General features: G+C 74.5%; 20 protein-coding genes. 10 read left to right on the forward strand and 10 right to left on the reverse strand.

Translation table 11 applies throughout. The features are described 5' to 3' along the window. Nucleotides 1–428 precede the first annotated feature (428 nt). The 5 genes from purD (at nt 429) to CLV72_RS09825 (ending at nt 6839) form a co-directional block, all read left to right on the forward strand. Nucleotides 429–1688 carry a phosphoribosylamine--glycine ligase gene (gene purD / locus CLV72_RS09805; RefSeq protein ID WP_106243333.1) on the forward strand — a complete coding sequence of 420 codons (1260 nt, stop codon included), beginning with the start codon at nt 429–431 and terminating at the stop codon, nt 1686–1688. Nucleotides 1689–1914: 226 nt separating this feature from the next. Then, a complete protein-coding gene (locus CLV72_RS09810) occupies nt 1915–2613 on the forward strand; it encodes a hypothetical protein (RefSeq protein ID WP_106243337.1) in 699 nt (232 codons plus the stop codon). Nucleotides 2614–2691: 78 nt separating this feature from the next. After that, nucleotides 2692–3597 carry a phosphoribosylaminoimidazolesuccinocarboxamide synthase gene (locus CLV72_RS09815; protein WP_106243710.1) on the forward strand — a complete coding sequence of 302 codons (906 nt, stop codon included), beginning with the start codon at nt 2692–2694 and terminating at the stop codon, nt 3595–3597. A gap of 425 nt (nt 3598–4022) precedes the next feature. Then, nucleotides 4023–5306, forward strand: coding sequence for a UDP-N-acetylglucosamine 1-carboxyvinyltransferase (murA, locus tag CLV72_RS09820; RefSeq protein WP_245930044.1), 1284 nt, complete (start codon nt 4023–4025; stop codon nt 5304–5306). Between the two features lie 276 nt (nt 5307–5582). Continuing rightward, nucleotides 5583–6839 (forward strand): transcriptional regulator, encoded by a 1257-nt coding sequence (locus CLV72_RS09825; RefSeq protein WP_245930082.1) that lies wholly within the window; start codon nt 5583–5585, stop codon nt 6837–6839. 16 nt (nt 6840–6855) lie between these two features. Here the strand turns inward: CLV72_RS09825 and hisC are convergent, their stop codons facing one another. Further along, a complete protein-coding gene (hisC, locus tag CLV72_RS09830) occupies nt 6856–7956 on the reverse strand; it encodes a histidinol-phosphate transaminase (RefSeq protein WP_106243343.1) in 1101 nt (366 codons plus the stop codon). Between the two features lie 192 nt (nt 7957–8148). Between hisC and CLV72_RS09835 the strand changes: the two genes are divergently transcribed. Next, nucleotides 8149–8832 carry a hypothetical protein gene (locus CLV72_RS09835; RefSeq protein WP_146159399.1) on the forward strand — a complete coding sequence of 228 codons (684 nt, stop codon included), beginning with the start codon at nt 8149–8151 and terminating at the stop codon, nt 8830–8832. Nucleotides 8833–9038: 206 nt separating this feature from the next. Here the strand turns inward: CLV72_RS09835 and CLV72_RS09840 are convergent, their stop codons facing one another. From CLV72_RS09840 to CLV72_RS09855, 4 genes are all read right to left on the reverse strand, one after another. After that, on the reverse strand, nt 9039–10535 hold the full coding sequence (locus CLV72_RS09840) for a flotillin family protein (protein ID WP_106243349.1): 1497 nt from the start codon (nt 10533–10535) through the stop codon (nt 9039–9041). An 84-nt stretch (nt 10536–10619) separates the two neighbouring features. Then, nucleotides 10620–10820: a hypothetical protein gene (locus tag CLV72_RS09845; RefSeq protein ID WP_106243352.1), complete on the reverse strand. Its 201-nt coding sequence runs from the start codon at nt 10818–10820 to the stop codon at nt 10620–10622. 118 nt (nt 10821–10938) lie between these two features. Beyond that, nucleotides 10939–11418 (reverse strand): peptide deformylase, encoded by a 480-nt coding sequence (def, locus tag CLV72_RS09850; RefSeq protein WP_106243355.1) that lies wholly within the window; start codon nt 11416–11418, stop codon nt 10939–10941. 78 nt (nt 11419–11496) lie between these two features. Next, nucleotides 11497–12189 carry a GAP family protein gene (locus CLV72_RS09855; RefSeq protein WP_106243359.1) on the reverse strand — a complete coding sequence of 231 codons (693 nt, stop codon included), beginning with the start codon at nt 12187–12189 and terminating at the stop codon, nt 11497–11499. Nucleotides 12190–12470: 281 nt separating this feature from the next. On the opposite strand from CLV72_RS09855, the gene CLV72_RS09860 reads away from it, so the two are divergent. After that, nucleotides 12471–12854: a helix-turn-helix transcriptional regulator gene (locus CLV72_RS09860; RefSeq protein WP_245930045.1), complete on the forward strand. Its 384-nt coding sequence runs from the start codon at nt 12471–12473 to the stop codon at nt 12852–12854. A 231-nt stretch (nt 12855–13085) separates the two neighbouring features. Here CLV72_RS09860 and CLV72_RS09865 read toward each other — a convergent pair whose 3' ends face one another. Next, entirely contained in the window at nt 13086–13427 is a 342-nt protein-coding gene (locus CLV72_RS09865) for an MmcQ/YjbR family DNA-binding protein (RefSeq protein WP_106243364.1), read from the reverse strand. Between the two features lie 101 nt (nt 13428–13528). Between CLV72_RS09865 and CLV72_RS09870 the strand changes: the two genes are divergently transcribed. Both CLV72_RS09870 and CLV72_RS09875 read left to right on the forward strand, forming a co-directional pair. Beyond that, nucleotides 13529–14485 (forward strand): asparaginase, encoded by a 957-nt coding sequence (locus CLV72_RS09870; protein WP_106243366.1) that lies wholly within the window; start codon nt 13529–13531, stop codon nt 14483–14485. An 86-nt stretch (nt 14486–14571) separates the two neighbouring features. Continuing rightward, on the forward strand, nt 14572–15876 hold the full coding sequence (locus CLV72_RS09875; RefSeq protein ID WP_106243370.1) for an MFS transporter: 1305 nt from the start codon (nt 14572–14574) through the stop codon (nt 15874–15876). 161 nt (nt 15877–16037) lie between these two features. On the opposite strand, the gene CLV72_RS09880 is transcribed toward CLV72_RS09875, so the two are convergent. Then, on the reverse strand, nt 16038–16748 hold the full coding sequence (locus tag CLV72_RS09880; protein ID WP_106243373.1) for a hypothetical protein: 711 nt from the start codon (nt 16746–16748) through the stop codon (nt 16038–16040). A 247-nt stretch (nt 16749–16995) separates the two neighbouring features. Between CLV72_RS09880 and CLV72_RS09885 the strand changes: the two genes are divergently transcribed. Then, a complete protein-coding gene (locus CLV72_RS09885; protein WP_245930047.1) occupies nt 16996–18261 on the forward strand; it encodes an acyltransferase family protein in 1266 nt (421 codons plus the stop codon). Between the two features lie 388 nt (nt 18262–18649). Here the strand turns inward: CLV72_RS09885 and CLV72_RS09890 are convergent, their stop codons facing one another. From CLV72_RS09890 to CLV72_RS09900, 3 genes are all read right to left on the reverse strand, one after another. After that, the gene (locus CLV72_RS09890; protein ID WP_106243376.1) at nt 18650–19936 is read right to left on the reverse strand and encodes an APC family permease; all 1287 of its coding nucleotides are present in this window, start codon (nt 19934–19936) and stop codon (nt 18650–18652) included. Between the two features lie 408 nt (nt 19937–20344). Continuing rightward, nucleotides 20345–21502 (reverse strand): carboxylate-amine ligase, encoded by a 1158-nt coding sequence (locus tag CLV72_RS09895; RefSeq protein WP_106243379.1) that lies wholly within the window; start codon nt 21500–21502, stop codon nt 20345–20347. A gap of 999 nt (nt 21503–22501) precedes the next feature. After that, nucleotides 22502–23899, reverse strand: coding sequence for a UDP-N-acetylmuramoyl-tripeptide--D-alanyl-D-alanine ligase (locus CLV72_RS09900; protein WP_106243383.1), 1398 nt, complete (start codon nt 23897–23899; stop codon nt 22502–22504). Between the last annotated feature and the right edge of the window lie 495 nt (nt 23900–24394).

The raw sequence follows: 24394 nt of genomic DNA on the forward strand, positions 1-24394 counted from the left end.
TCAAGGGCCTGTCAAGGCTAACACAGCGACCGTCCCCGGCCGGGACGAAACACCGCATTGCACGCTCCGGCGCAGGTCGTCTCGGCGCGTTCGCGAGCCGGCCGCGAGCCGTACGGCAGCCGCCCGGGAGCAGCCCGGGAGCTGCTCGGGAAGCGTCCGAGGGCTGTCCGGAGCTGCGCGCGGAACCGTCCGAGAGTCGGCCACGAGCCGCCCGCGAGCCGGCCGCGAGCAGCGACGGCCGACCGGCCGGCCGCCCGTCGTAGGGGGAGCCCCCTGATTCACCATTCTCCCGTGGTGCCCCGCCCGCGCGCACCGCCCGAACGGGGTTCTGTTGACAGGGAGGCGGGCGGGCGCGCGCTTGTGCACAGGTGCTTGACGGCCGCGCCCCAGGGCCGTCGCGCGGTCCGGGGAGGCAATAGGCTTCCCCCGTGAAGGTCCTCGTACTCGGCGGCGGTGGCCGCGAACACGCGATCGCCCGCGCGCTGGCCCGCGACCCCCAGGTCACCGAACTGCACTGCGCGCCGGGCAACCCCGGCACCTCGGTGTTCGCCGAGAACCACGTCGTCCGGCCCACCGACCCCGTCGCCGTCGCCGAGCTGGCCGGCCGGCTGCGCGCCGAGCTGGTGGTCATCGGCCCCGAGGCGCCGCTGGTGGCCGGGGTCGCCGACGAGCTGCGCCGGGCCGGCATCCCCTGCTTCGGCCCCGACCGCGCCGCCGCCCGGCTGGAGGGCTCCAAGTCCTTCGCCAAGGAGGTCATGCACGCCGCGGGCGTGCCCACCGCCGCCTCGCGCACCTGTGAGAACTCCGGCGAGGTGGCCGAGGCGCTGGACGCCTTCGGCCCGCCCTACGTGGTCAAGGCCGACGGCCTGGCCGCGGGCAAGGGCGTCGTCGTCACCCACGACCGCGAGGCCGCCGAGCGCCACGCCGCCGACACCGACCGGGTGGTGGTCGAGGAGTACCTCGACGGCCCCGAGGTGTCGCTGTTCGCGCTGAGCGACGGCACCTCCGTGCTGCCGCTGCTGCCCGCCCAGGACTTCAAGCGCGCCCTCGACGGCGACGCCGGCCCCAACACCGGCGGCATGGGCGCCTACTGCCCGCTGCCCTGGGCCTCCGCCGAGCTGGTCGACGAGGTGATGCGCAGCGTCGTGGTGCCCACCGTCGCCGAGATGGCCAGGCGCGACATCCCCTTCCAGGGCGTGCTGTACACCGGCCTGGCGCTCACCTCGGCCGGCCCCCGGGTGGTGGAGTTCAACGCCCGCTTCGGCGACCCCGAGACCCAGGTCGTCCTCGACCGCCTGGACACCCCGCTCGCGGGCCTGCTGATGGCCACCGCCACCGGCGCCCTCGGCGGCGTCCGCTCGGTCAGCTGGCGCCCCGGCGCCTCGGTCTCCGTCGTCATCGCCGCCGAGAACTACCCAGCCGAGCCCGCCACCGGCGACCTCATCGAGGGCGTGGCCGAGGCCAACGACGTGGCCGGCGCCTACGTGCTGCACGCCGGCACCGCCCTGGACGACGACGGCCGCCTGGTCACCGCGGGCGGCCGCGTCCTCAACGTCGTCGGCTCCGGCGCCGACCTCACCGAGGCCCGCACCGCCGCCTACGCCGCCGTCAGCCAGATCCGCATCCGCGGCGCCCAGTACCGCACCGACATCGCCCGGGCGGCGGCGGACGGGGCCGGTCCCGCCTAGGCCCGTGCCCCCATCAGCCTGGCCGTCGCACGCGGTCCCGATGACGTGCCCGTTCGAAGCGCTGCGGGACGAGTGGGCTCGCTGATCATCCAGGCGGTACCGGACGCGGCGGCGGTGTGCCGGAACCGGCCGAGCCGTTCTCACCCTGAACCCGGGCGTTCCGGGCGGCTGTAGGCGTACGCTGGCAGGCGCAAACCACCATGAACGCGCCTGTCGGGGGTGTCTTGTGATCAGTACCAGGCAGTATGTCGACGCCGTCGCGCAGCGGATGCAGGGCAGGGGCGCGCGGATCTACGAGCAGCAGGTCGGCCCGATGCACGCGCTGGTCGGGGTGAAGAGCGACTTCGCGGCGCTCGCGCTCAGCCCGATGCAGGTGTACGTGGTGGTGTGCGAGCTGGGCCACGCCAGCGGGCACGCCGTCACCAACTTCGGGCTCCAGGCGCAGAACCACGCCAAGGCGGCCGTCGGCGGCGGGCGGGGCTTCACCACCGGGGTGGTGACGGTGGCCGGGATCATCGCCGAGAGCTCCGACCCCGACGCGCAGACCCGCGCCGCGGCGCCCACCCAGATGAGCTTCGGCTCCACCCTGCGGCCCGTGCTGGTCGACGTGGGCACCGGGCAGGTGCACACCTGGACCGGCACCCAGTTCGTCGGGGCGGCCGTCATGGGCTTCATCCGCGACCAGGTGCACGCGTTCTTCCCCTCGCCCGCCGAGGTGGCCCAGCGGGCCGGCGGGCCGGCGCCGGGGCCGCACCCCCACCCGCAGCAGCCGATGCCGCCGCAGCAGCAGCCGTACCCGCAGCACGCGCCCACCCAGCAGCAGCCGCCGCCCTACCCGGGCGCGGTGCCCCAGTACCCCGGCCAGCCGCCGCAGCACCCGCAGCCGGGCCCGTACGGCCCGCCGCAGCAGCCCTACCCGTACTGACGCGGGCCGTTTCGCGGCCGCGCGGGCCGGGTGGCAGAATCGGCGCTGACGTGCGGCAGGCGATCTCCGGGGGACACCATCAGCGGGTTCACGACCAAGCCGGAACCGGTCCAGGTTCCGGGCCTCACCCATCTGCACACCGGCAAGGTGCGCGAGCTGTACGCCACCGCGGCGGGCGAGCTGGTCATGGTGGCCAGCGACCGGGTGTCCGCCTACGACTGGGTGCTGCCCACCGAGATCCCCGGCAAGGGGCGGCTGCTGACCCAGCTGTCGCTGTGGTGGTTCGAGCAGCTCGCCGACCTGGTCCCCAACCACCTGCTGTCCGACGTGCCGCCGCCCGGCGCCCCGGCCGACTGGGAGGGCCGCACCCTGGTCTGCCGCCGGCTGGAGATGGTGCCGGTGGAGTGCGTGGCGCGCGGCTACCTGACCGGTTCCGGCCTGGCGGAGTACCGCGCCGGCGGCACCGTGTGCGGGCTGCCGCTGCCCGAGGGGCTGACCGACGGCTCCCGGCTGCCCGAGCCGCTCTTCACCCCGGCCACCAAGGCCGAGGTCGGCGAGCACGACGAGAACATCCCGTTCGAGGCGGTGGCCGCCCGGCACGGCGCGGCGCTGGCCGAGCGGCTGCGCGGGCTGACGCTCGACCTCTACCGGCGCGGCCGCGACATCGCCGAGCGCAGCGGCGTCATCCTGGCCGACACCAAGTTCGAGTTCGGCCTGGACTCCACCGGCACCCCCGTGCTGGCCGACGAGGTGCTGACCCCCGACTCCTCCCGGTTCTGGCCGGCCGACCGCTGGCGGCCGGGCGCACCGCAGCCGTCCTATGACAAGCAGCACATTCGCGACTGGCTCGGCTCGCCCGAGTCGGGCTGGGACCGCTCCGGCGGCACCCCGCCGCCGCCGCTGCCCGACGCCGTGGTGGAGCGCACGGCCGGCGCCTACCGCGAGGTCTACCGGCGGCTCACCGGCGACGCCGCCCCGGCCTGAAGTCGATCTTGCCTGCCCACGCAGCGCGACCGGTCGCGGCCGGTGTGACACGCCCGGGCGCGCGGTGTCCGACTTGTCAGTGATCGGCCCGCGACCAACCGAAACGGAACGACCGGCCTGGCCGGAAAAGGCCGGAACGAGCGGGGCCCCGGCGTAAGGTGGGAACGTCTCAGTGGGCGGCGGAACCCGCGCGAAGCGTCCCGCCCCGGCCGTCGGCATCCGCCGATGGCGGACAATGGTGCACGTCGGTCCGCACGTCGGAAGCCATCCGGTGTCGCCCGCGTCGCCTTCTCACCACTTCCGTGGCGGCGCACGGTCGGACACGGATCCGGTCCGCCACGGCGCACGGAGACCGCACCGCCGCCCCTCGGCGAACCGCCGGGCGGCCGCCACCAAACAGCGCATCACAAAGGAGCGATCGCGATATGAGCATGGGCCAGGAGGTCCGGTACCGCGTGCGTGGAGGCCGTCCTCTCCAGGGCACGGCCTTCATCCAGGGCGCGAAGAACGCGGTCCTGCCGATGATCGGCGCGTCCCTGCTCGCGTCCAAGGGCCGCACCGTGCTGCGCAACGTCCCGATCATCGAGGACGTGCGGCGCGCGCTCGAACTGGCGCAGGCCATCGGCGCCAAGGTCGAGTTCCACGAGCCGGAGCGCACCCTGGTGATCGACGCGTCCGAGCTGACCAGCCCGGTGCTGCCGGCCGAGATCGCGCGCCGGTTCCGCGGCTCCGTGCTCTTCGTGCCGGCGCTGCTGCACCGCCTGGGCTCCGCGGTCATCGAGGGCGTCGGCGGCTGCAACCTCGGCAGCCGCAACCTGGACTTCCACTACCGGGGCTTCGCCCGGCTGGGCTCTGAGGTGTCCGAGGACGAGCTGAACAACGTCATCAACATCACCGTGGGCCGGCTGGCCGGCGCGCACCTGTACCTGGACACCCCCTCGCACACCGGCACCGAGAACCTGATCATGGCCGCGGCGCTGACGCCCGGTACCACCGTGATCGAGAACGCCGCGCTGGAGCCCGAGGTCCTGGACGTCATCAACTTCCTGACCCGGATGGGCGCCCGGATCAGCGGCGGCGGCACCGGCTTCATCACGGTCGAGGGCGTCTCCGAGCTGACGGCCGTGGAGCACACGATCATGCCGGACCGCATCGACGCGGGCGTCTTCGCCATGGCCGCGGCGGCGACGGGCGGCGAGATCAGCCTGGTGGGCGCGCACCTGGAGCACCTGGGCGTGGCGCGCTGGAAGCTGGAGCAGATGGGGGTGGAGTTCACCCAGCAGGGCGCGGTGCTGCACGTGCGCCGGGAGAGCCCGCTGCGGCCGATCAACGCCGTCACCTGCCCCTACCCCGGCTTCGCCACCGACCTCCAGTCGCCGCTGATGGCGCTGGCCTGCCTGGCGGGCGGCGAGAGCTACATCCGCGAGGACATCTACGACGGCCGCTTCGCGCTGGTGGACGAGCTGAACAAGATGGGCGCGAAGATCGAGGTGGAGCGGAGCCGGGCGATCGTGCACGGCCCGATGCAGCTGCGGGGCACCGAGGTGATCGCGCACGATCTGCGCACCGGCGTCTCGCTGGTGCTGGCCGGTCTGGTCGCCGAAGGCGAGACGGTGGTGGCGCCCGGCTATTTGGTGGATCGGGGCCACGCGCATCTCGCCGAACGCCTCTCGGCGCTCGGCGCGGATATCACCCGCGAAATGATCTAGTTAATCGTTATCAGGCTCTGCATTCCGGGATGGTCGGCTCTCCGCCCATCCCGGTTTTTTTCTGTCTGCATGGGCGGCTTTGAAACATCATCTACATTGCGGGCGAACGGTGGGTACGATCGCCAGAGGCGCGCTGCGACAGGTTCTGCCGGTTGTGCGCCGCCGATCAAGTGGAGAGTTGAAAATGGTATTGGGGAGCTGCCTCAGGTGAGCGCGCAACGTGCCAACGATCTGACGATCGGCGTTGTCGGCCCACATGATGTGGTGGAGCGCGTGATGCTGATGGGCCACAGCTCCGCCGGACCGGTAAACGCACGGCTGGTCGCCGCCGCGTTCCGCGATGAGCAGGAGGCGGCCGAGAAGGTCGCGCGCCTGGGCGTGAACCTCGACGCCTGCCTGTTCGCCAGCCCGGTGCCCTACGAGTACGCCCGCAAGGCGGGCGCGCTCACGATGCCGGCCACCTACGTGCCGCTGACCGGCGCCAGCCTGCACGAGGCGCTGCTGCGCGCCACCCTGGACGACCGCTTCGACCCCACCCGGGCCAGCTTCGACGTGCTGGCCCGCTCCGACATCGAGGAGACCTATACCGAGGTCGGGCTGCCCACCGAGGGCCTGCAGGCGCGCGAGGAGGTCGCCACCGCCAGCGCGCTGGCCGGCTTCCACGAGCGGCTGTGGCGGCGCAAGTCCACCCAGATGGCCTTCACCTGCGTGCGCGGGGTGGCCGACCGCCTGGAGGCGGCCGGGGTGCCCACCGTCCGGCTGCGGCCGACCACCGCCGCGATCCGCTCCACCCTCCAGACGGCGGGGCTGCTCGGCGCGCACCACCGGCTGGAGGAGGCGCAGCTGGCCATCGTGGTGGTCGACGTGCCCACCCTGCGCGAGTCGCCGCGCCGCTCGGCGCCCCGGTACTGGCGCGAGGAGCTGCGGCTGGCGCTGCACCGGCTGCTGGTGCAGGAGGCGCACCGCGTGCACGCCACCGCCTGGCCGATCGACGACCACACCTTCCTGGTCACCGCCACCCGGGGCTCGCTGGCCGGCCCCACCGAGGGCTTCCGCACCCCGCCGTTCGTCGAGCGGATCAGGAGCGAGCTGGGCATCGCGGTGGAGGTCGGCATCGGCATGGGCCGCACCGCCAGCGAGGCCGAGATGCACGCCAGGGCGGCGCTGGTGCGGGCGCAGGCGCCGCGGCAGGCGTCGGGCTTCGCCGTCGACCGCGAGGGCCGCACCCTCATCCCGGCGCCGCGCAACCCGGGCCGGCTGGCCCAGCCCGACCGGCCCAAGAGCCTGGACACCCTCGCCCGGCTGGCCGAGGCGCTCAAGGCCGACGACGCCCCCCTGGTGGTGGACGCCGAGAACGCCGGGCGGATGCTCGGGGTGACGCCCCGCACCGCGCGGCGGCTGCTGCGCGGGCTGGTGGACGACGGCCTCGCCTGGCCGCTGCCGCCCAACCGAACCCCGCAGCCCGGCCGCCCCCGCCAGCTCTACCGGCTGATCGTGGAGAAGCTGGACCAGACCCCGGGCACCGGCCGCTAGGACCGCTCCGGCCGGCTCAGAGCGCCGGCGCGGCCTGCTTGCGGCGGCGGTAGCCCTTGGCCACGGCCAGGAAGATGTCGTTGGCCTCCGGGGAGCCGATGGAGACCCGCGCCCCCTCGCCAGGGAAGGGCCGCACCGAGACGCCCGCCTCGGCGCAGGCGGCGGCGAAGTCGACCGTGCGCTCGCCCAGCCGCAGCCAGACGAAGTTCGCCTCGGTGGGCGGCACCGCCCAGCCGTCGGCCAGCAGCGACTCGCGCACCCGGGTGCGCTCGGCCACCACCGCCTCCACCCGCTTGAGTAGTTCGTCCTCGGCCGCCAGCGAGGCGACCGCCGCGGCCTGCGCGATGTGGTTGACGGCGAACGGGAGCATGGTCTTGCGGACCGCCCCGGCCACCTGCGGGTGCGCCACCATGAAGCCGACCCGCAGCCCGGCCAGGCCGTAGGCCTTGGAGAAGGTGCGCAGCACGGCGAGGTTCGGGCGCTCGCGGTAGAGCTCCAGGCCGTCGGGCACGGCGGGGTCGCGGACGTACTCGCGGTACGCCTCGTCCAGCACCACCAGCACGTGGGAGGGCACCCGGTCCAGGAAGGCGCTCAGCTCCGGCTCGCCGACGACGGTGCCGGTTGGGTTGTTCGGGTTGCAGACGAGAACCAGACGAGTACGCTCTGTAATGGCCGACGCCAGCGCGTCGAGGTCGTGGGTCTCGTCGTGCAGCGGAACCCGGACCGAGGTCGCCGCGGCGAGGTCGGCCAGCAGCGGATACGCCTCGAAGGAGCGCCACGCGTAGACCACCTCGCTGCCGGGTTCGCCCACCGCCTCCAGCAGCTGCTGGGTGACCCCGACGGAGCCGCAGCCCACGGCGATGTGGTCGGTGGGCACCTCGAAGCGGCGGGCGATCGCGGCGGTCAGCCCGGTGGCGCCGTTGTCGGGGTAGCGGTTGGCCTCGCGAGCCGCGGCGGCGATGGCCTCCACCACCGAAGGGAGTGGATCGTAGGGCGACTCGTTGGAGGACAGCTTGTAGGACCGGCCGTCCGGCGAGACGGCGGTGCGACCCGGCTGGTACGCGGCGATCGTGTCCAGGACGCCACGGAAGTAGCGCGCCGCCTGCTCGGACCCCATCGTCCTCCCACCTTTCCGTGTTCCACCCCACACTAGGCGCCCCGCTGCCCCGGTGACACCGTCAGCCGGCGGGCCGCGCTCACCTACCTCGGCGGGCCGGACGGCCGCCACGGCCGGCCTCCCGCGAGATCACGCACATCCTGCCAGCGACAGAGGAGATCCGATATGGCACGCCCAGGCAAACTACTCGCAGTGACGGTAACAGCACTGTCCGCATTGACCCTGGCGGGCTGCGGCGACGACGCCAGCGAGGAGAGCGCCCAGGCCGCCACGGCCGCGCCCTCCCACAGCTCCGGTGACCTGCGGTCGGCGCTGATGACGGAGTTCAGCGGCACGGCGGCCGGCGAGAACCTGGAGGACGGCGTCTACGGGGAGCTGGCCATCGTCCAGGCCAACGACGCCGCCCGCGAGCGGGTGGAGCTGGACAAGCCGGAGTGCCAGGACGCCGCCGAGGCGTGGAGCCGGCTGCCGGAGATCCGCGAGGCGCCCGCCGCCGTCGCCGTGCTCGACAACGACACCACGTCCATCACGCAGGTGCTGGTGGCCGCGCCCCCGGAGGCGGCCGAGACCGCGGTCAACACCCGCCCGGCGGAGAACTGCCTGACCTACCAGGCCACCATCCAGGCCGGCGAGGACAGCTCGCAGACCTTCACCTACGAGATCGAGAACCTGGACCTGGAGCCCGTCGGCGAGAACTCCCGCGCGTTCATGGTGACCGCGAGCAACGAGGACGTCCAGCTGGAGTTCTACACGCTCTTCTACCGGACGAACGACTACTTCAGCACCGTCACCCTGCACGGCGCTGACGCGTCGCTGGACATGCTGCGCGAGTTCGCCACCACCGCGCAGCGCAAGGCCGACGAGGCGCTGGCCTGAGCCTGGTGTCCCAAGCCCCGCTCATGGCGCTTGTGAAGCCGCTCAGTGATCCGTTCGGCGCGCGCTCGTGTCCGGACTGACGAGGAGGGAGCGAAGACACGAGCGCGCGCCGAACAGCCGAGCGGCAGCGAGGCCGGAAAACAGGGTCCCCCGAGTGCCGGCTCGGGGGACCCTGGCGCGTCCGCGGTGGCGGGGCGGGGCGGACCTCAGTCCTTGGCGCCGTCCCGCTTCTCCGAACCGGGCCGGCCCGGCACCGCCGCGGCGACGCCGTTGGCGGAGGGGGCCGCGGGGGCGTCGGGGTTGACCGCGCTGATCAGCGAGCGGGCCAGCCCGAGGCCGGTGCCGCCCAGGGTGAGGGCCTTGGTGAACAGCTGCTCGACGCCCTCGCCGCCGTTGAGCACCACCATGTTGTCGACATTGCCGAAGGCCTGGGAGCCGGCCGCCACGATCTCCGGCCACTTCTCGGCCAGCTGCTGGGCGATGACCGCCTCCTGGTTCTCGCGCAGCGCCTCGGCGCGGGCGCGGATCGCCTCGGCCTCGGCCAGACCCTGCGCCTTGCGGGCCTCGGCCTCGGCCAGGCCCTTGGCCTTGGCTGCCTCCGCCTCGGCCTCACCGGTGACCCGGGTGGCCAGCGCCTGCGCCTCACCGCGCATCCGGGTGGCCTGGGCCTGCGCCTCGGCCTCCGCTCTGACCTGGGTGGCGTGCGCGGCGGCGCTCATCTCGGTCTCGCGCGCCTCGGCCTCGGCCTGCGCGATGCGGGAGTCGCGCTGCGCCTGGGAGAGGGTGACCTGCTCGTACGCCTTGGCGTCCGCGGGCTTGCGCACCTCGGACTGGAGCCGCTGCTCCTGGAGCTGGGCCTCGAGCTCGGCGGCGCGGGTCTCCTGGACCACGACCTCCTGGCGGGCGCTCGCCTCGGCCAGCGGACCGGCCTGGCGGGAGCGGGCCGACGCCTGGTCGACCTCGGCCTGGTAGCCGGCCTGCTGGATCTGGCTGTCGCGGATCGACGCCGCCTTCTTGGCGGCCGCGATCTGCTCGGCCTCGGTCGCCTCCTGGTCGCGCTGCGCCTCCGCGATCCGCGCCTTGGCGGAGATGGCGGCGCTCTGCGGCTTGCCCAGGTTGGTGATGTAGCCGGACTCGTCGTCGATCTCCTGGATCTGCAGCGAGTCCACCACCAGGCCCAGCTTGCTCAGCTCGTCGGCGCACGAGGAGCGCACCTCGCCGGTCAGCCGGTTGCGGTTGTGGATCATGTCCTCGATGGTGAGGCCGCCCACGATCGACCGGAGATGGCCGGAGAACAGCTCGTGGATGGTGTTGTTCATGGTCTGCTGCTGGTCCAGGAAGCGCCGGGCGGCGTTGCGGATCGATACGAAGTCGTCGCCGACCTTGTAGATCACCACACCGCGCACCTTCACCGCGATGCCCTGGTGGGTCACGCAGGACACCTCCAGGTGCGCTCCCCGGGTGTCCAGCGACAGCCGGCGCGCGGTCTGGAAACCGGGCAGCACGACGCTGCCCTTGCCGGTGATGACCTTGAAGTTGATGCTCTCCGCGGTGTGCTGGTTGCGCTCGCGGGCGCCCAGGCCGGAGATGATCAGAGCCTCGTTGGGCTCCGCCACCTTCCACACCATCCGGAACAGGACGATGACGACGACGATGCCGAGGACGACGGCGCCGATGATCCACAGCAGGCTCTCTGGCGGCATTCGACCCTCCTCTCCTTTGAAACTGACGCTCCTGTCAACGGTCCGCCGGGCGCTTCGCCCCGGCTCGCCGTACCTACGACGCGGCTAGACGATCGCCGGTGCCACGTAGACCGTTCTCGGCGGCAGGTATTCGACCACGACCACCCGCTGGCCGATGTCGAAGCTGTCCTCCGGGATCGACGGGTAGGCGTAGAAGGCCTCCACACCGCCCCGGACCTCGATGAGGACCTCGCCGACGAGACCGGGCCCGACCTGCCCGGTGACCCTGCCCTGGCTGCCGACCATGTGTCACTCCGAATCCGCTCACGTGCGTGCCATGAACGTATCGGCCCGTCGGCACGCGGGCGACGGCCACCAGGACGCCCCCCGTGCCGGAGCCGCACGGCCCGAAGCCGCCGGGACCTCAGGCGGGGTGCCCCCGGACGGGCCCGGGCGGCGGCACGGCAGGGCTGAGCCGGTCCAGGTACAGCTTGCCGTCCAGATGGTCCGTCTCGTGCTGAAAACAGCGTGCGAGCTGGCCTCGTGCCCGAATCGATACCGGACGTCCCATCCGGTCGCGGCCGCGCACGGTCACCCCGGCGGCGCGCGGGGTGGGGTGGATCTGGCCGGGAACGGACAGGCACGCCTCGTCGCGGACCAGTTCGTCGGGGTCGTCCACGGTCAGCTCGGGGTTGACGACGTGGCCGCGGCGTCGGTTGCCGATGTCGTAGACGAAGACCCGCAGCGGTGTGCCCAGCTGCGGCGCCGCCAGCCCGGCGCCGTCGACGGCGTACATGGCGGCGAACAGCTCGTCCACCAGGGCGCGCAGTGCGCGGTCGAAGGCGGTGACCGGCTCGGCGGGCGTGCGCAGCACGGGGTCGCCGATCCGGCGGATCTCCGGCATCGTCCCCTCCCGTCCCTCGGCGCGGGCACGGCGCGGCCGCGCCGGTCCACCTTAGGGCAGTCCGGGGGCCGGACGGGATCAGCCGACGTTGATGTACTGCGGGAACAGGTAGGCGGCGGCGTCCCTGGCCAGCAGGAAGCCGACGATGGCCAGCGCCCAGCCGACGGCCGAGGCCGCGTTGCGCTGGATCCAGGCGCTCAGCCGGGCCAGCTTGGGCTCCAGCCAGCGCCCGGCCACCGCGCGCAGCCCCAGTAGCACCAGCGCCGGCAGGATCATCACCAGCACGTAGCCGCCCAGCAGCGGCAGCCACTGCGCCGGCGGCAGCTCCGAGGTGGTCATCATCCCGACCGCCGCCAGGTACGGCACCATCGTGGCGACCTCAAGCAGCGCGGCGGTCAGCGCCAGCAGCACCATCGCGCCGGGGCTGGACAAGCGGTGCTCCCAGCGCGAGGCGTCGGGCCCCGGGCGCTTCTTGGAGTCGAAGCGGAAGCTCAGCACGAACAGGCCGACGCCGATGGCCAGCTGCGCCCAGTACGCCGGGCGGCTGTCGAGCGCTTCGCCGAAGTTCTCCATCACGGCCGACAGGCCCAGCATCAGCGCGACGCCGACGGCGAAGTAGAAGACGGCGATGGTGCCGAGGAAGGCCAGCAGCCGCGCCGCCACCGAGCGCCGGGTGGCCACCATCAGGTACACCGGGATGCCGAGCGTGCCGAAGCTCGTGCTGTCCACCAGGGCCAGCGCGCCCAGGGTGAGCACCAGGCCGATCGTCATCCCCGTCCCCCGTAGCTCGTGTCAGGTGGTCCCGCCCGGCGCCGCGCCCGGCGGGTCCCACACCTGCCGATCATGCTCCGCGCAAGCCTCCGGCACCTCCCCCTGCGCGCCGAACCGCGCTACAACCTTCGGAGTACCGGTGCCCGGTGGCGCACGGTGACGCGCCCCGGCGTACGGTAAGTCCGTCACCGACCGCGTGACGGCCGCGCCCGCAGGGGCTCCCGGCCCGCGCGGCGGACCTCGGCCCGGCGGCCGAGCCCGGCGACGAGAGAGTGCCCGTGGTGAGCCAGAAGCGCACTTACCACCAGCTCCACCTGGCCGTCCCGCTCGTGGAGCGCCAGCACCGGCTGATCGAGGAACTGCGGCTCTCGGCGCCCAGACCGGTCGTGGGCGGGGCCCTCGCCCTGGCGCTCGGCGTCAGCGTCCGCACGGTCGAGCGCGATATCGCCCGGCTGCGCGACGCGGGCGTGCCCATCACCGTCCGCAACGGGCCGGGCGGCGGCTACGGCATCGACGCGCGCCGCGAGCTGCCGCCGATCGCCCTCACCCCGGGCGAGAGCGCGGCGCTGATCGCCGCGCTGGTCGCGGTGGGGCCCTACGGTTCGGCCACGGCGCGCTCGGCCCTGGACAAGCTGCTGGCCGCGCTCACCCCGGAGCGGCGCTGACGGCCGCCGCCGGAACAGGGGCACCCGGACTTGGCCCGCGCCGCCCGGCACAGCAGACTGGGACGGCGGCCGGGAGTGACGGGCACCACCCGGTCCGCCGATCGGAGGTCGGTATGCGGCGCTGGTGGGTCATCCTCATCCTGTGCGCGGTGGCGGGTCTGCTGATGGGCTGGGGCCTCCAGGCGGTGCTGTGAGGCGCCGCGGCGCCGGCGGCCGCCGCCCGGGCACGGCTCAGCCCGCGTCGTAGGACTCGCGCAGCCGCTTGGGCGCGCGCAGCCGCCACGCCTCCACCACCAGGTCGCGCAGCTCGTCGGGGTCGGCCCGCTCCAGGACCACGACCACGTAGGGATAGGCCCGGTAGTGCTCGGGCACGGTGAAGGTCTCGGGGTCGTGGCCGTGCAGCAGGTCGCGCTCCTCCATGGTGGTGCGCACCACCAGCCGCTCGCCGTCGTCGTGCATCCGGACGAAGCCCCTGCCGCGCACCCGGAACGCGGGGGTGCCGTAGGAGGTGCCCTCCTCCGCGCCGGGCAGTTCGCGCGCCACCGCGCGCACCAGTTCGAAGTCCGCGGCCATGCGCCTCACCCGCCTTCCGTCGTCGGCTCCGCCGCGCCGCGCCCCGGCGTCCGAGCCGCCCCGTCGACGGCAACCGGGGGCGCGGCGGCCACAATGCCGGTATGTCCAACACAGCGATCTTCCACGCGCCGCTGGCCGAGGTGGTCAGGAACGGCTTCACCGAGGGCGTCCACTACGGCGCCGCCGTCGGGCTGGCCGCCGACGGCGGCGTCGCCTTCGAGCGCGGCCCGGCGGCGGCGCCGGTGCTGCCGAGGTCGGCGGCGAAGCCGATCCAGGCGGTGGCCAGCCTGCGGGCCGGGGCGCGGCTGGACGGCGTGGAGCTGGCGGTGGCGGCCGGCAGCCACATGGGCGAGCCCTTCCACGTCGCCGCCGTGCGACGGATCCTGGCCGGTGCCGGGCTGAGCGCCGAGGCGCTGCGGTGCCCGGCCGACTGGCCCGAGCACCGGGGCGCCCGCGACGCGGTGGTGCGCGAGGGCGGCGCGCCGAGCCGGCTCACCATGAACTGCTCGGGCAAGCACGCCGCCATGCTGGCCGCCTGCGTGGCCTCCGGCTGGTCCACCGACGACTACCTGCGGCCCGACCACCCCTACCAGCGCTCGGTGGCCGAGGCGACGGCCGAACTGGCCGGCGAGCCCGTCACCGCCACCGCCGTCGACGGCTGCGGCGCGCCGCTGTTCGCGGTCTCGCTCACCGGGCTGGCCCGCAGCATGCGCGCGCTGGTGCTGGCGGAGCCGGGCACGCCGCAGCGCGCCGTCGCCGACGCGATGCGCGCGCACCCCGAGTACGTCGCGGGCACCGGCCACACCGTGACCCGGCTGATGCGGGCGCTGCCCGGCGTGGTGGCCAAGGCGGGCGCCGAGGGCGTGCTGACCGCGGCGGCGCCCGGCGGCGTCAGCGCGGCGGTGAAGGTCTCCGACGGGCGGCCGCGGGCGACGACGCTGATCGCGCTGCGGGTCCTGGCCGAGCTGGGCGTGGACGTGTCCGGCGCCGCCGAGCTGGCCACGGTGCCGGTCAGGGGCGGCGGCGAGCGGGTCGGCGAGATCCGCGCGGTGGTGTGAGGGCCGGCCGGCGGGGACGGGACCGATCGGCCGTTTCGGAGTACCGTGCGTTCACCCCTGTCGTCCCGCCCGCAGAGGGAGAACCCGTGACGGACCTTCCCGCCGAACCGAGGCCCGCCCCGTCCGCCCCCGCCCGCCCGATCCCCGTCCGGACCCTCGTCGCCGCCTCGATCGGCAACGCCATCGAGTGGTACGACTGGACGATCTACGCGACCTTCAGCATCTACTTCGCCACCCAGGTCTTCCCCGAGGACGACGCCGCCCTGGCGCTGATCAGCACCCTGGCCACCTACGCGCTCGCCTTCTTCTTCCGGCCGCTCGGCGGCTGGCTGCTCGGCCGCTTCGCCGACCTGCGCGGCCGGCGCACCGCGATGCTCCTCACCATCCTGCTGATGGCCGGCGGCTCGCTGGCGATCGCGCTGCTGCCCACCTTCGCGCTGGTCGGCTGGCTGGCGCCGGTCCTGCTGCTGCTGGCCAGGATCGCGCAGGGCATGTCGCTGGGCGGCGAGGTCTCCAACGCCTCGGCCTACCTGGCCGAGGTGGCGCCGCCCGAGCGCCGCGGCCGCTACTCGTCGTTCTTCTACATCTCCACCGGCAGCGCGGTGCTGGCGGCCTCGCTGCTCGGCGCGCTGCTGACCGCCGTCATGACCGAGGAGCAGCTGGCCGCCTACGGCTGGCGGATCCCGTTCCTGATCGGCGGCCTGCTCGGCCTGGTGGGCCTGTGGCTGCGGCGGGCGATGCCGGAGACCGACCAGTTCGAGGGGAGCAGGGAGAAGGCGCGGGCGCTGCGCTTCCCGCTGCTGACGACCCTGCGCGAGCACCCGAAGGCGGTCGGGCAGCTGATCGGCTTCACCCTGCTGTCGACGCTGTGCTACTACACCTTCTTCTCCGCGCTGACCCCGTTCGCGGTCACCCAGCGCGGCGCCGAGGCGGGCGAGGTGTTCACCGCGCTGTCGGTGGCGACGGCGGTGTTCGTCGCGCTCCAGTACCCGATGGGCGCGCTGTCGGACCGCTTCGGACGCCGGCCGCAGCTGCTGGCGTGGTCGGCGGCGACCGCGGTGCTGATCGTGCCGCTGTCCGCGCTGATCGGCCCCGGCCTCGGCAATCTGCTGGTGGTCTTCACCGTGGGGCTCGGCCTGTACACGATGATGACCTCGATCGCCCCGGCCGTCATGAGCGAGCTGTTCCCCACCGAGCTGCGCGGGCTGGGCATCGGCGCCTGGTACAACCTCACGGTGGCGCTCTTCGGCGGCACTGCGCCGCTGGTGATCCAGTCGCTGTCGGAGGCGGGGCTGGCCGACGTGTTCTTCTGGTACGTCGCCGCGGGCGCCGCCGTGGCCTTCGCGGTGGTGCTGACGCTGCGCGAGACCAGGGGCGTGGAGCTGACCTGAGGCGAGGGGCCGCGAGAGGGCTCGGGCCGAGGGTGCCGCAACGTACTCCGGTGCGCGGCGCGCGAGCCTGAGCCGTCGACCCGTGCGCCGGACGGGCGAGTGCGCCACCGCCCGCCGCCCTCGGCCGGACGGCGCAGCGGAGCGAGTCGGGCGGACCGCCGTCAGGCGCCGCCCCTGCCGTCCTCGTGGCCGGGGCGGCGCACCAGGACCTCGCCGGTGCGCTCGCGGTGGGTCAGCGCGTCGCTGGTGGTGCGGGCGCCCGCCCGCAGCAGCCGCCGGGCGTCGTCGGCGGCGGCCCGGGCGCGGGCCGGGTCGGCGACGCCGCGCGCCCCCCAGCGCTCCTCGGGCGGCAGGCCGAGGGTGTCGGGCAGCCCGGAGCGGCGCACCACCCGGTGGCCGGCCGCCTCCTGGGAGCGCGACGGCCGCACGTCGCCCTCCGGGGTGCGCCAGCTGCGCATGCGGTGCCGCAGCCAGGCGGCGCCCTCGGCGTGGTACTCCTCGCCGGTGGGCCAGGGCGCGCCGTCGCGCTGGTGGCGCAGCGCGTGGATGAGGTCGGCGACCGTCCAGCCCGCCGAGAAGAAGCCCTGCACCTCGTCACGCAGCTCCGGCAGCGAGACGAAGCGCAGCGAGGGCTCGCTGCGCTTCAGCAGCTCGCAGGCGCCGCGCAGGTCGGCGCCGGTGTGCGCGGTGGTGGCGAGGGGGTCGGCCTCGCGCTCGCGCAGCAGTTCGTCGTCGACGGTGACGATGACCTCGCCGGAGTGGGTGTTCCAGAGCCCGACCTGCTCTCTGGGCCAGCCGTGCGCCTCGACCAGCGCCGTGGCCAGCCTGCGGACGTCGACCTCGTCGTCGGTGGTGATCCGGAACCGCGCCATGGTGACCCCTTCCGCCGCACCCGCACCGTCGGTCCCAGTGTGCCGCACCCGTCCGACAGCCCGGCGCGGGCGGCGGAAACCGGGCGGGTTCGGTGGCCTTGGTCGTGCTGCCCCCACCCGGATTGGGGGGATTACTCCATCGCGCGGCCGTTGCGCGGACGCCTAGCGTACTTCGTACGACTTCGCGGCGACGTGCGGCGGGAGCGGTTGAGGCGGCCGAGGCCGCGGCCGGAAGGTGGAGTGCGCCATGCCCGAGGTCGAACCGGACGGCACCCGCGACGGCGGCCCGGCCGCCGGTACCGCACGCGGCTGGCGGGCCGCCGCCGCCCGGATCGACGCGGCCGGACGGCGGCGCGACCGCGGCATCGACGCGCTGCGCGCCCTGGCCATCGCGGGCGTGGTGGCCGGGCACTGGCTGGTCGGCGCCCTGGTGCTGCGCGAGGACGGCGCGCTGCGCATCGGCAGCGCGCTGCGCGAACTGGGCGCTCTGGCCCCCGCCAGCTGGTTCCTGCAGATGCTGGCGCTGTTCTTCCTGGTCGGCGGGTACTCCGCCGCCCGCTCGCTCACCCGGGCCAGGGAGCGGGGCGAGGACACCGGGGCCTGGCTGCGGCTGCGCGGGACGCGGCTGGTCCGGCCGGTGCTGGCGATGGCGGCGCTCACCGCCGCCGCCGTCCCGCTGCTCGCCGCCGTCGGCGTGCACCCCCTCAGCCTGCGGACCTGGGTGGTGCTGCTGGTCCAGCCGCTGTGGTTCATCCTCATCTACGGGGTCGCCACCGCGCTGACCCCGCTGGCGATGGCCGTCGACCGCCGCTTCGGGCCCGCCGCGGCCGTCGCGATGATGGGCGTCGTCGCCGTCGTCGACCTGCTGCGCTACGGCCCGGCGCAGGCGCTGGTGCCCGACTGGCTGGCGCTGGTGAACGTGCTGCCCGCCTGGCTCTTCGGCTACCAGCTGGGGGTGAGCTGGGCGTCGGGGCGGCTCGGCCGACGCGGCGCGCTGGTCCTGCTGGCCGGCGGCGCGGGCCTGTTCGCGCTGCTGATCGGCGTCTTCGACTACCCGGCCAGCATGGTGGGCGTGCCCGGCGAGGCGCGCTCCAACGCCCATCCGGCGTCACTGCTGGTACCGGCGCTGGCCGCGGTCCAGTGCGGTGCCGCGATCCTGCTCCGCGACCGGCTGCACCGCGCGCTGGGCGCGCACCCCCGGCTGTGGGCGGCCGTCGCCCTGGCCAACCTCTCCGCGATGACCCTCTTCTGCTGGCACCAGACGGCGCTCGTCGCCGTCTCCCTGTTCGGCGCCGCCCTCGGCGGCCTCCCCGGCCTGACCGACCCGCCGGCGGACCTGGCCTGGGTCCTGTTCCGGCTGGCCTGGCTCCCCGCCATGGCCCTCACCCTGGCCGGCCTCGTACCACTCGTCCACCGCTTCGAACGCCCGTGGCACGGCCTGGGCCGCCCTGCCCGGGTGGCCGTGGGCCTCCTCGCCGCCGGGTTCGTGGGGTACACGGTGTGGGTTTACTGATCCGCCGACGCGAGCCGGCGGCGCCGCGCCATTCAGCGGACGGTCCCTCTGGTCACCTGCCTCTCCGGGACATGAGCGGCTCGCCCAGCGGAACCGGTCCTGTCGAGGACGCCCGTGCCGACGTCCCCGGCGACACCCGCGGCCCGCGATACGTGCAGGTCAACCGGCCGCCGCGCGGACAGCCGGCACACTCGGCTCCAGTGCCGCGCCCCGGTAGCACCGCGTCGACGCAAGCGGAGCGAAGCCCGCAGCACGTCCAGATCCACCCGACCACGATGTCGACAGCCGGCACGCCCCGACTCCAGCGCGAGCAGCCCCCGAACCGGTTCCGCCGCCCGCCGACCCCTTGGACCGCGGCGGCACGACGCGGTCCGCACCGCGCCCTCGTCTACCGGCCGGCCGACGCGCGCCGACGCCGGACCGCCCCGACGGCGCCGCGCACCGCGAGGCCGAGCAGCAGCGCCGCCATCCCCGTCAGCACCGTCGACGGCGGCAGCACCACCGCCAGCGCCGCGCAGCCCGCGCCGCCCAGTACCGCGACCGCGCGCCGCCGTACCCGGCCGGGCCCCGGCAGGGTGAAGGCGGCGGCGTTGGCGACGGCGTAGTAGGTGAGCACGGTGAAGCTGGAGAAGCCGATCGCGAAGACCAGGTCCCCGGCGGCCGCGAGCGCCGCCACCAGCACCCCGAGCAGCAGCTCCGCCCGGTGCGGCACCCGGTACCTGGGGTGCACCGCCGCCAGCGCCGTGGGCAGCTCCCCGTCGCGCGCCATCGCCAGGGAGGTGCGGCCGATCCCCGCCATCAGCGACAGCAGCACCCCGGCGGAGGCGACGGCGCCGCCCACCCGCACGGCCGGCGCCAGCCAGGCCAGCTCCCCCGCGCCCACCGCCGTGGCCAGCGGCGCGGCCGACGCCGCCAGCGCCTCGGGCCCGACCGCGAGCAGCGCGGCGCACGCGACGGCGGCGTACACCGCCACCACCAGGCCGAGCGCGACGGGGATGGCCCTGGGGATGGTCCGCTCGGGCTCGCGCACCTCCTCGCCGAGGGTGGCCAGCCGCGCGTACCCGGCGAAGGCGAAGAAGAGCAGCGCGGCCGCCTGCCCGATCCCGAGCAGCCCGCCCGAGGTCCAGCCGGTGAGGTTCGCGGCGGAGGCGGTGCCGCCGCCCAGGCAGGCGGCCACCACCGCGGCCAGCGCCAGCAGCGTGACGGCGACCAGCACCCGGGTGGCCAGCGCGGTCTTGGTGATGCCGAGGTAGTTCACCAGCGTCAGCACCGCCACGGCGGCGACCGCCACCGGCACCCGCTGCTCCGGCCAGGCGTAGCCCCCCAGGGTGAGCGCCATCGCCGCGCAGCTCGCCGTCTTCCCCGCCACGAAGGCCCACCCGGCCAGGAAGCCCCACACCCGCCCCAGCCGCTCCCGGCCGTACCGGTAGGCACCACCGGACTCCGGATAGCGCACGGCCAGCGCCGCCGACGAACTCGCATTGCAGTACGCCACCAGCGCCGCCAGCACCAGCGCCGCCAGCAGCCCGGACCCGGCCGCCGCCGCGGCCGGCCCGAAGGCCGAGAACACCCCGGCCCCCAGCATCGCCCCCAGCCCGACCAGCACCGCGTCACCGGCCCCCAGGCGCCTGGCCAGCCCCGGCCCGTCGGATCCAGCCGCCGCACTCCCGGCCACGGGTCCTCCTTCACGCCGCCGCGAGCCTTCAGTATGGCGGCCCCGCGGTGGCGGCCGGGTGCCCGCACGGTGAACGCCGCACGGAGCGGACAGCGCTCGGACGGACGAGCCGCGTCGAGGTCCATCCGGCCGGGTGACCGAAGGCAACGGGTGTCACCACCACGGCCGAACCCGGCGCGGGCCGAATGGCCGGACCGCGTTCAGACGGGCGGGAACCCGGCGGACGTCGACTCGACCACTTGGCCGACCTACCTCGGCAGCCGGCCTCGACGCGCGAACACCGTGCCGACCGGCCGACCGGATCACACAGGCGAAGCCGGCCGACGTCGGCTCGGTCGGCTGATCCTCCATATCCGGCACCCCACCGCAGCGCCCGAACGCTCCGCGGGCCGGAGGACCGCACCGCACTCAGACGGGCGAGAGCCCCGCCGACGTCGACTCGGCCAAGTGGTCGACCACATCCGGCAGGCGGCCGCGGCGGGCGAAGGCGGTGCGCTGGCGGCGGGCGCCGCCGCCCGTCCGGCGCAGCACGTTCAGGGTGTCGTCGACGAAGTCGCGGTCGCCGTTGGCGTCCAGCAGCCGGCGCACCCGGGAGACCAGCCGGTCCACGGCGGTGTGCACCGGGATCAGGCTGTCGCCGAACGGGTCCAGGCAGCTGCCCTCCAGCCCGTCGCGGGCCGCGCGCCAGAGGTTGGCCTCCAGCACCTCGCCCGGCACAGTCGGCGCCGGGCGGCCGTCGGCGATGTCGTCGAGCGCCGCCCCGACCAGCCCGCGCACCAGGGCCGCGGCAAGGGCCGCCTCCTCGGGGGTGCCCGCGACATCGCAGACGCGGGTCTCCAGGGTGGGATTGCGCTCCGAGAGGCGGGTGAACCAGTAGATCATCCCCCGGTCCAGCATCGCCTGGGCCTCCAGCATCGCCGCCACACTCGACTCGTAGTGGTCCAGCGAGGCGAACATCGGCGGCGGCGCCGCCGAGGGCCAGCGCGACCACAGCACCTGCCGCCAACTGGAGTAGGCGGTGTCGACGCCGTCGTTGAAGGGCGAGTTCGCGGTGAGCGCCAGCAGCACCGGCAGCCACGGCCGCAGGTGGTTGCTCACCTGCACACCCGTCTCCCGGTCGGGGATGGCGACGTGCACATGGCAGCCGCACGTGTAACCGGTTGCCACGATCGCGCCGAAGTGCTCGGCCATCCGGTGGTAGCGCGAGTTCGGGCTCAGCGGCTGGAAGTCCTCCTCGGCGAGCACGGGGGTACCGCTGGCCACCAGGCGGAGCCCCTGTTCGGCGGCGGTCGCCGCCAGCCGGGCGCGTGCGTCGCGCAGCTGGTACAGCAGCTGCTCCGTGCCCTCGCACACCGGACTGGCCGCCTCCACCATGCACCGGCCGATCTCCTGCTGCATCTCGGCCCGCCCACCGGACACCTCACGCAGCACCTCAGGCGCGTCCGACGCCAGCCGCCCATCCTGGTCGACCAGCAGGAACTCCTCCTCGACCCCGATCGTGAGCATGTCGCCGGAAGCCCCGACCTCCTCGGGCCGCGCACGTTCCTCGGGCCCCGTCAACACCATGTCCGCCCACTTCCGTCCCCGATTCCCTCGTACAGAGGGCTCCCGTACCCGGTGCCTCTGCGAAATCACCCGGCGTGCCGCGGCGCCGGGAACCCGAACACCCCGAACACGTGGGCGTACGCTCCCGCGACCCCCTGATACGGCCGCCCCCACGAGGCCGTCCACCACCCGCACACCGGACGCCCCGCCGCCCCGGCACCGCCCGCCCCACGACCGCACCCGGGACGCCCGAAGCACCACCTGACGCCGATCGAGGGCGACCGGTTCGCCCGGACGCGGCAGCACTGAAACCCCACCGCACCGTCATGCCACCTGCGCCAGAACCACGGACGCCGGCAGGCACGCGAGACGGCCCCGCCAGGACGAGCCCACGAACTCCTTGCGGTCGACACCCCGGCCACGTCCGCCCGCCGCGTTCAGCGCCCGCCCCGCCTGAACCCGGCTACTCTTTCCCGCACGAACCGGCCTCGCCGACACCGACGACCAACCGAATGAAAACCCGATCCGTGCTAGAAGAAGGCCCAGGTCGGAAAGGGTCGTCCCCGCATGGGCGGGGGTGGTCCGTCGAGCTTGCCGCGTGGCGCGACGTCTTGGAGGTCGTCCCCGCATGGGCGGGGGTGGTCCGGGCATCGTGGGCGGCGCGACCGCCGGCGGCGGGTCGTCCCCGCATGGGCGGGGGTGGTCCCCCTGATAAGGGCGGGGGCGGCGCGCGGGCGGCGTCGTCCCCGCATGCGGGGGTGGTCCGCACATTCGGAACTCGGTTTCCGCGCTGCGACATCCCGGGCACGCGGGTGGTCCTCTCCAGACGCCGATGGCGACATGGCAACCGATCGCCCCTGCACAGGCGGTAGTGGTCCCGCGCAGGCAATGACGCCGCCGCCGTGCAGAGTCATCCCCGCGTCAGTGTGCTCGAGCCCGGCTTCGCGACGGACGGCGGCTCGGTTGGGTCGTTTCGGTCGCGGTCGCGTCCGTCCTCCGTGCTGGAGGTGACGTGCCCCGTCAGTCGGTTGCCGCCTGGTCCGCGTCCTGGAGGGCTTCGGCGAGTTTGAGCAGGCCGGACGCCTTGGAGGACTTGACCAGGACGATGTCACCGGTTGCCAGCTGCTCCTCGAGGAGCAGCAGCGCGGCCGGGACGTCGGGGGCCAGGTGGGTGGCGGCTCCGGCGGAGCGGGCGCCCTGCTCCAGGCGGGCGGCGTCGGTGCCGCCGACGGCGACGACGAGGTCGGCGCCGGACTGGGCGGCGAAGGCGCCGACGGCTTCGTGCTGGTCGGGGGCGGTGTCGCCGAGTTCGGCCATCTCGCCGAGCACCGCGACCCGGCGGCGGCCCGGCATGGCGGCGAGGGCGCGCAGCGCGGCGCGGGCGGAGTCGGGGTTGGCGTTGAAGGCGTCGTTGACGATGGTGACGCCGTCGGCACGGGTGGTGACCTGCATCCGGCCCTGGGAGAGGGCGCGGGCGGCGGTCAGCGCGCGGGCGATGGCGGTGGTCGACATGCCCGCGGTGTGCGCGGCGGCCGCCGCGGCGAGCGCGTTGGAGACGTGGTGCTCGCCGTACAGGCCCAGTTCGACGGGGGCGGCGCCCTCGGGGGTGACCAGGGTGAACCGGGCCCGGCCCGCGTCGTCCATCCGCACGTCCTCGGCGCGCACCGCGGTGCCCTCGCCGCGCCCGAAGAAGAGCACGGACGCGCGGGTGCGGGCGGCCATCGCGGCCACCAGCGGGTCGTCGGCGTTGAGGATGGCCACGCCGCCGAGGTCGGCCGAGGGCAGCGCCTCGACCAGCTCGCCCTTGGCGCGCGCCGTCGCCTCCTTGCCGCCGAACTCGCCCATGTGCGCGGCGCCGACGTTCAGCACGATACCGACCGTGGGCGGCACCAGCCCGGTCAGGTAGGCGATGTGCCCGATCCCGCGCGCGCCCATCTCCAGCACCAGGTGGCGGGTGTCGGGGGCGGCGTTGAGCACCGTGATCGGCAGCCCGATCTCGTTGTTGCGGGAGCCGGGGGTGGCGGTCGTGGGCCCGTGCGCGGCCAGCACCTGCGCGAGCAGGTCCTTGGTACTGGTCTTGCCGGAGGAGCCGGTCAGCGCGATGACGGTGCAGTCGGGCAGCCGCCGCACCACGGCGCGCGCCAGCGCGCCGAGCGCGGTCTGCACGTCGTCGACGACGACCGCGGGCACCCCCACCGGCCGCCGCCCCAGCACCGCGACGGCTCCGGCGGCCACCGCCGCCTCGGCGTAGTCGTGGCCGTCGACCCGCTCCCCCTCGAAGGCGGCGAACAGGCCGCCGGGCCCCAGCCGCCGGGTGTCCTCGGCGACCGGCCCGGTCACCCGGGCCTCGGGGTCGGCGACCTCGCTCAGCCGCCCTCCGGTCACCTGCGCGATCTCCGCCAATGTCAGTTCCGGCACCCGAATCCGCCCCCTCCGCGGCCGCACGGACCCGGATCCCCGACAATCGCCGGATCCCGACCCGCGCACGACACGACCCGCCCGGCAAGGGCGCGACGATCGTCTCTCGCTCTGTTCCGCCCACCGGCGGCCTCCGAACCGCCTGACGCGGCCCAGCCCTCCAACGCCCGGCAGTCTACTCGCCGCGCCCCCGCCCACCCCCGGACCGACGCGGCCCCACGCGCCTCTCGGCGCACCGCCCACGGGCACGAGAACACCGCTGCGCACAGGTGGGGACGTGCTCGCACGTCCCTCCGGTGGCCAGGGGCCGGCTCGAACCGCCGACCTGCGCTTCAGCGGGTCACCCCCGACCTCATATGCGTCCTCGGCGACCTGCGCATTGTCCGGCCGGTAGCACCGGCCCCCATGCTCCAGGACGCATTCGGCGCGAGCACAGCCCCTTACGGACGCCGTCCTGCCGGGCCTGGCGGTCCGGTAGCAGGAGGGCTGGTCGCA

The organism is Allonocardiopsis opalescens, from assembly GCF_003002095.1.
Lineage (GTDB): Bacteria > Actinomycetota > Actinomycetes > Streptosporangiales > Streptosporangiaceae > Allonocardiopsis > Allonocardiopsis opalescens.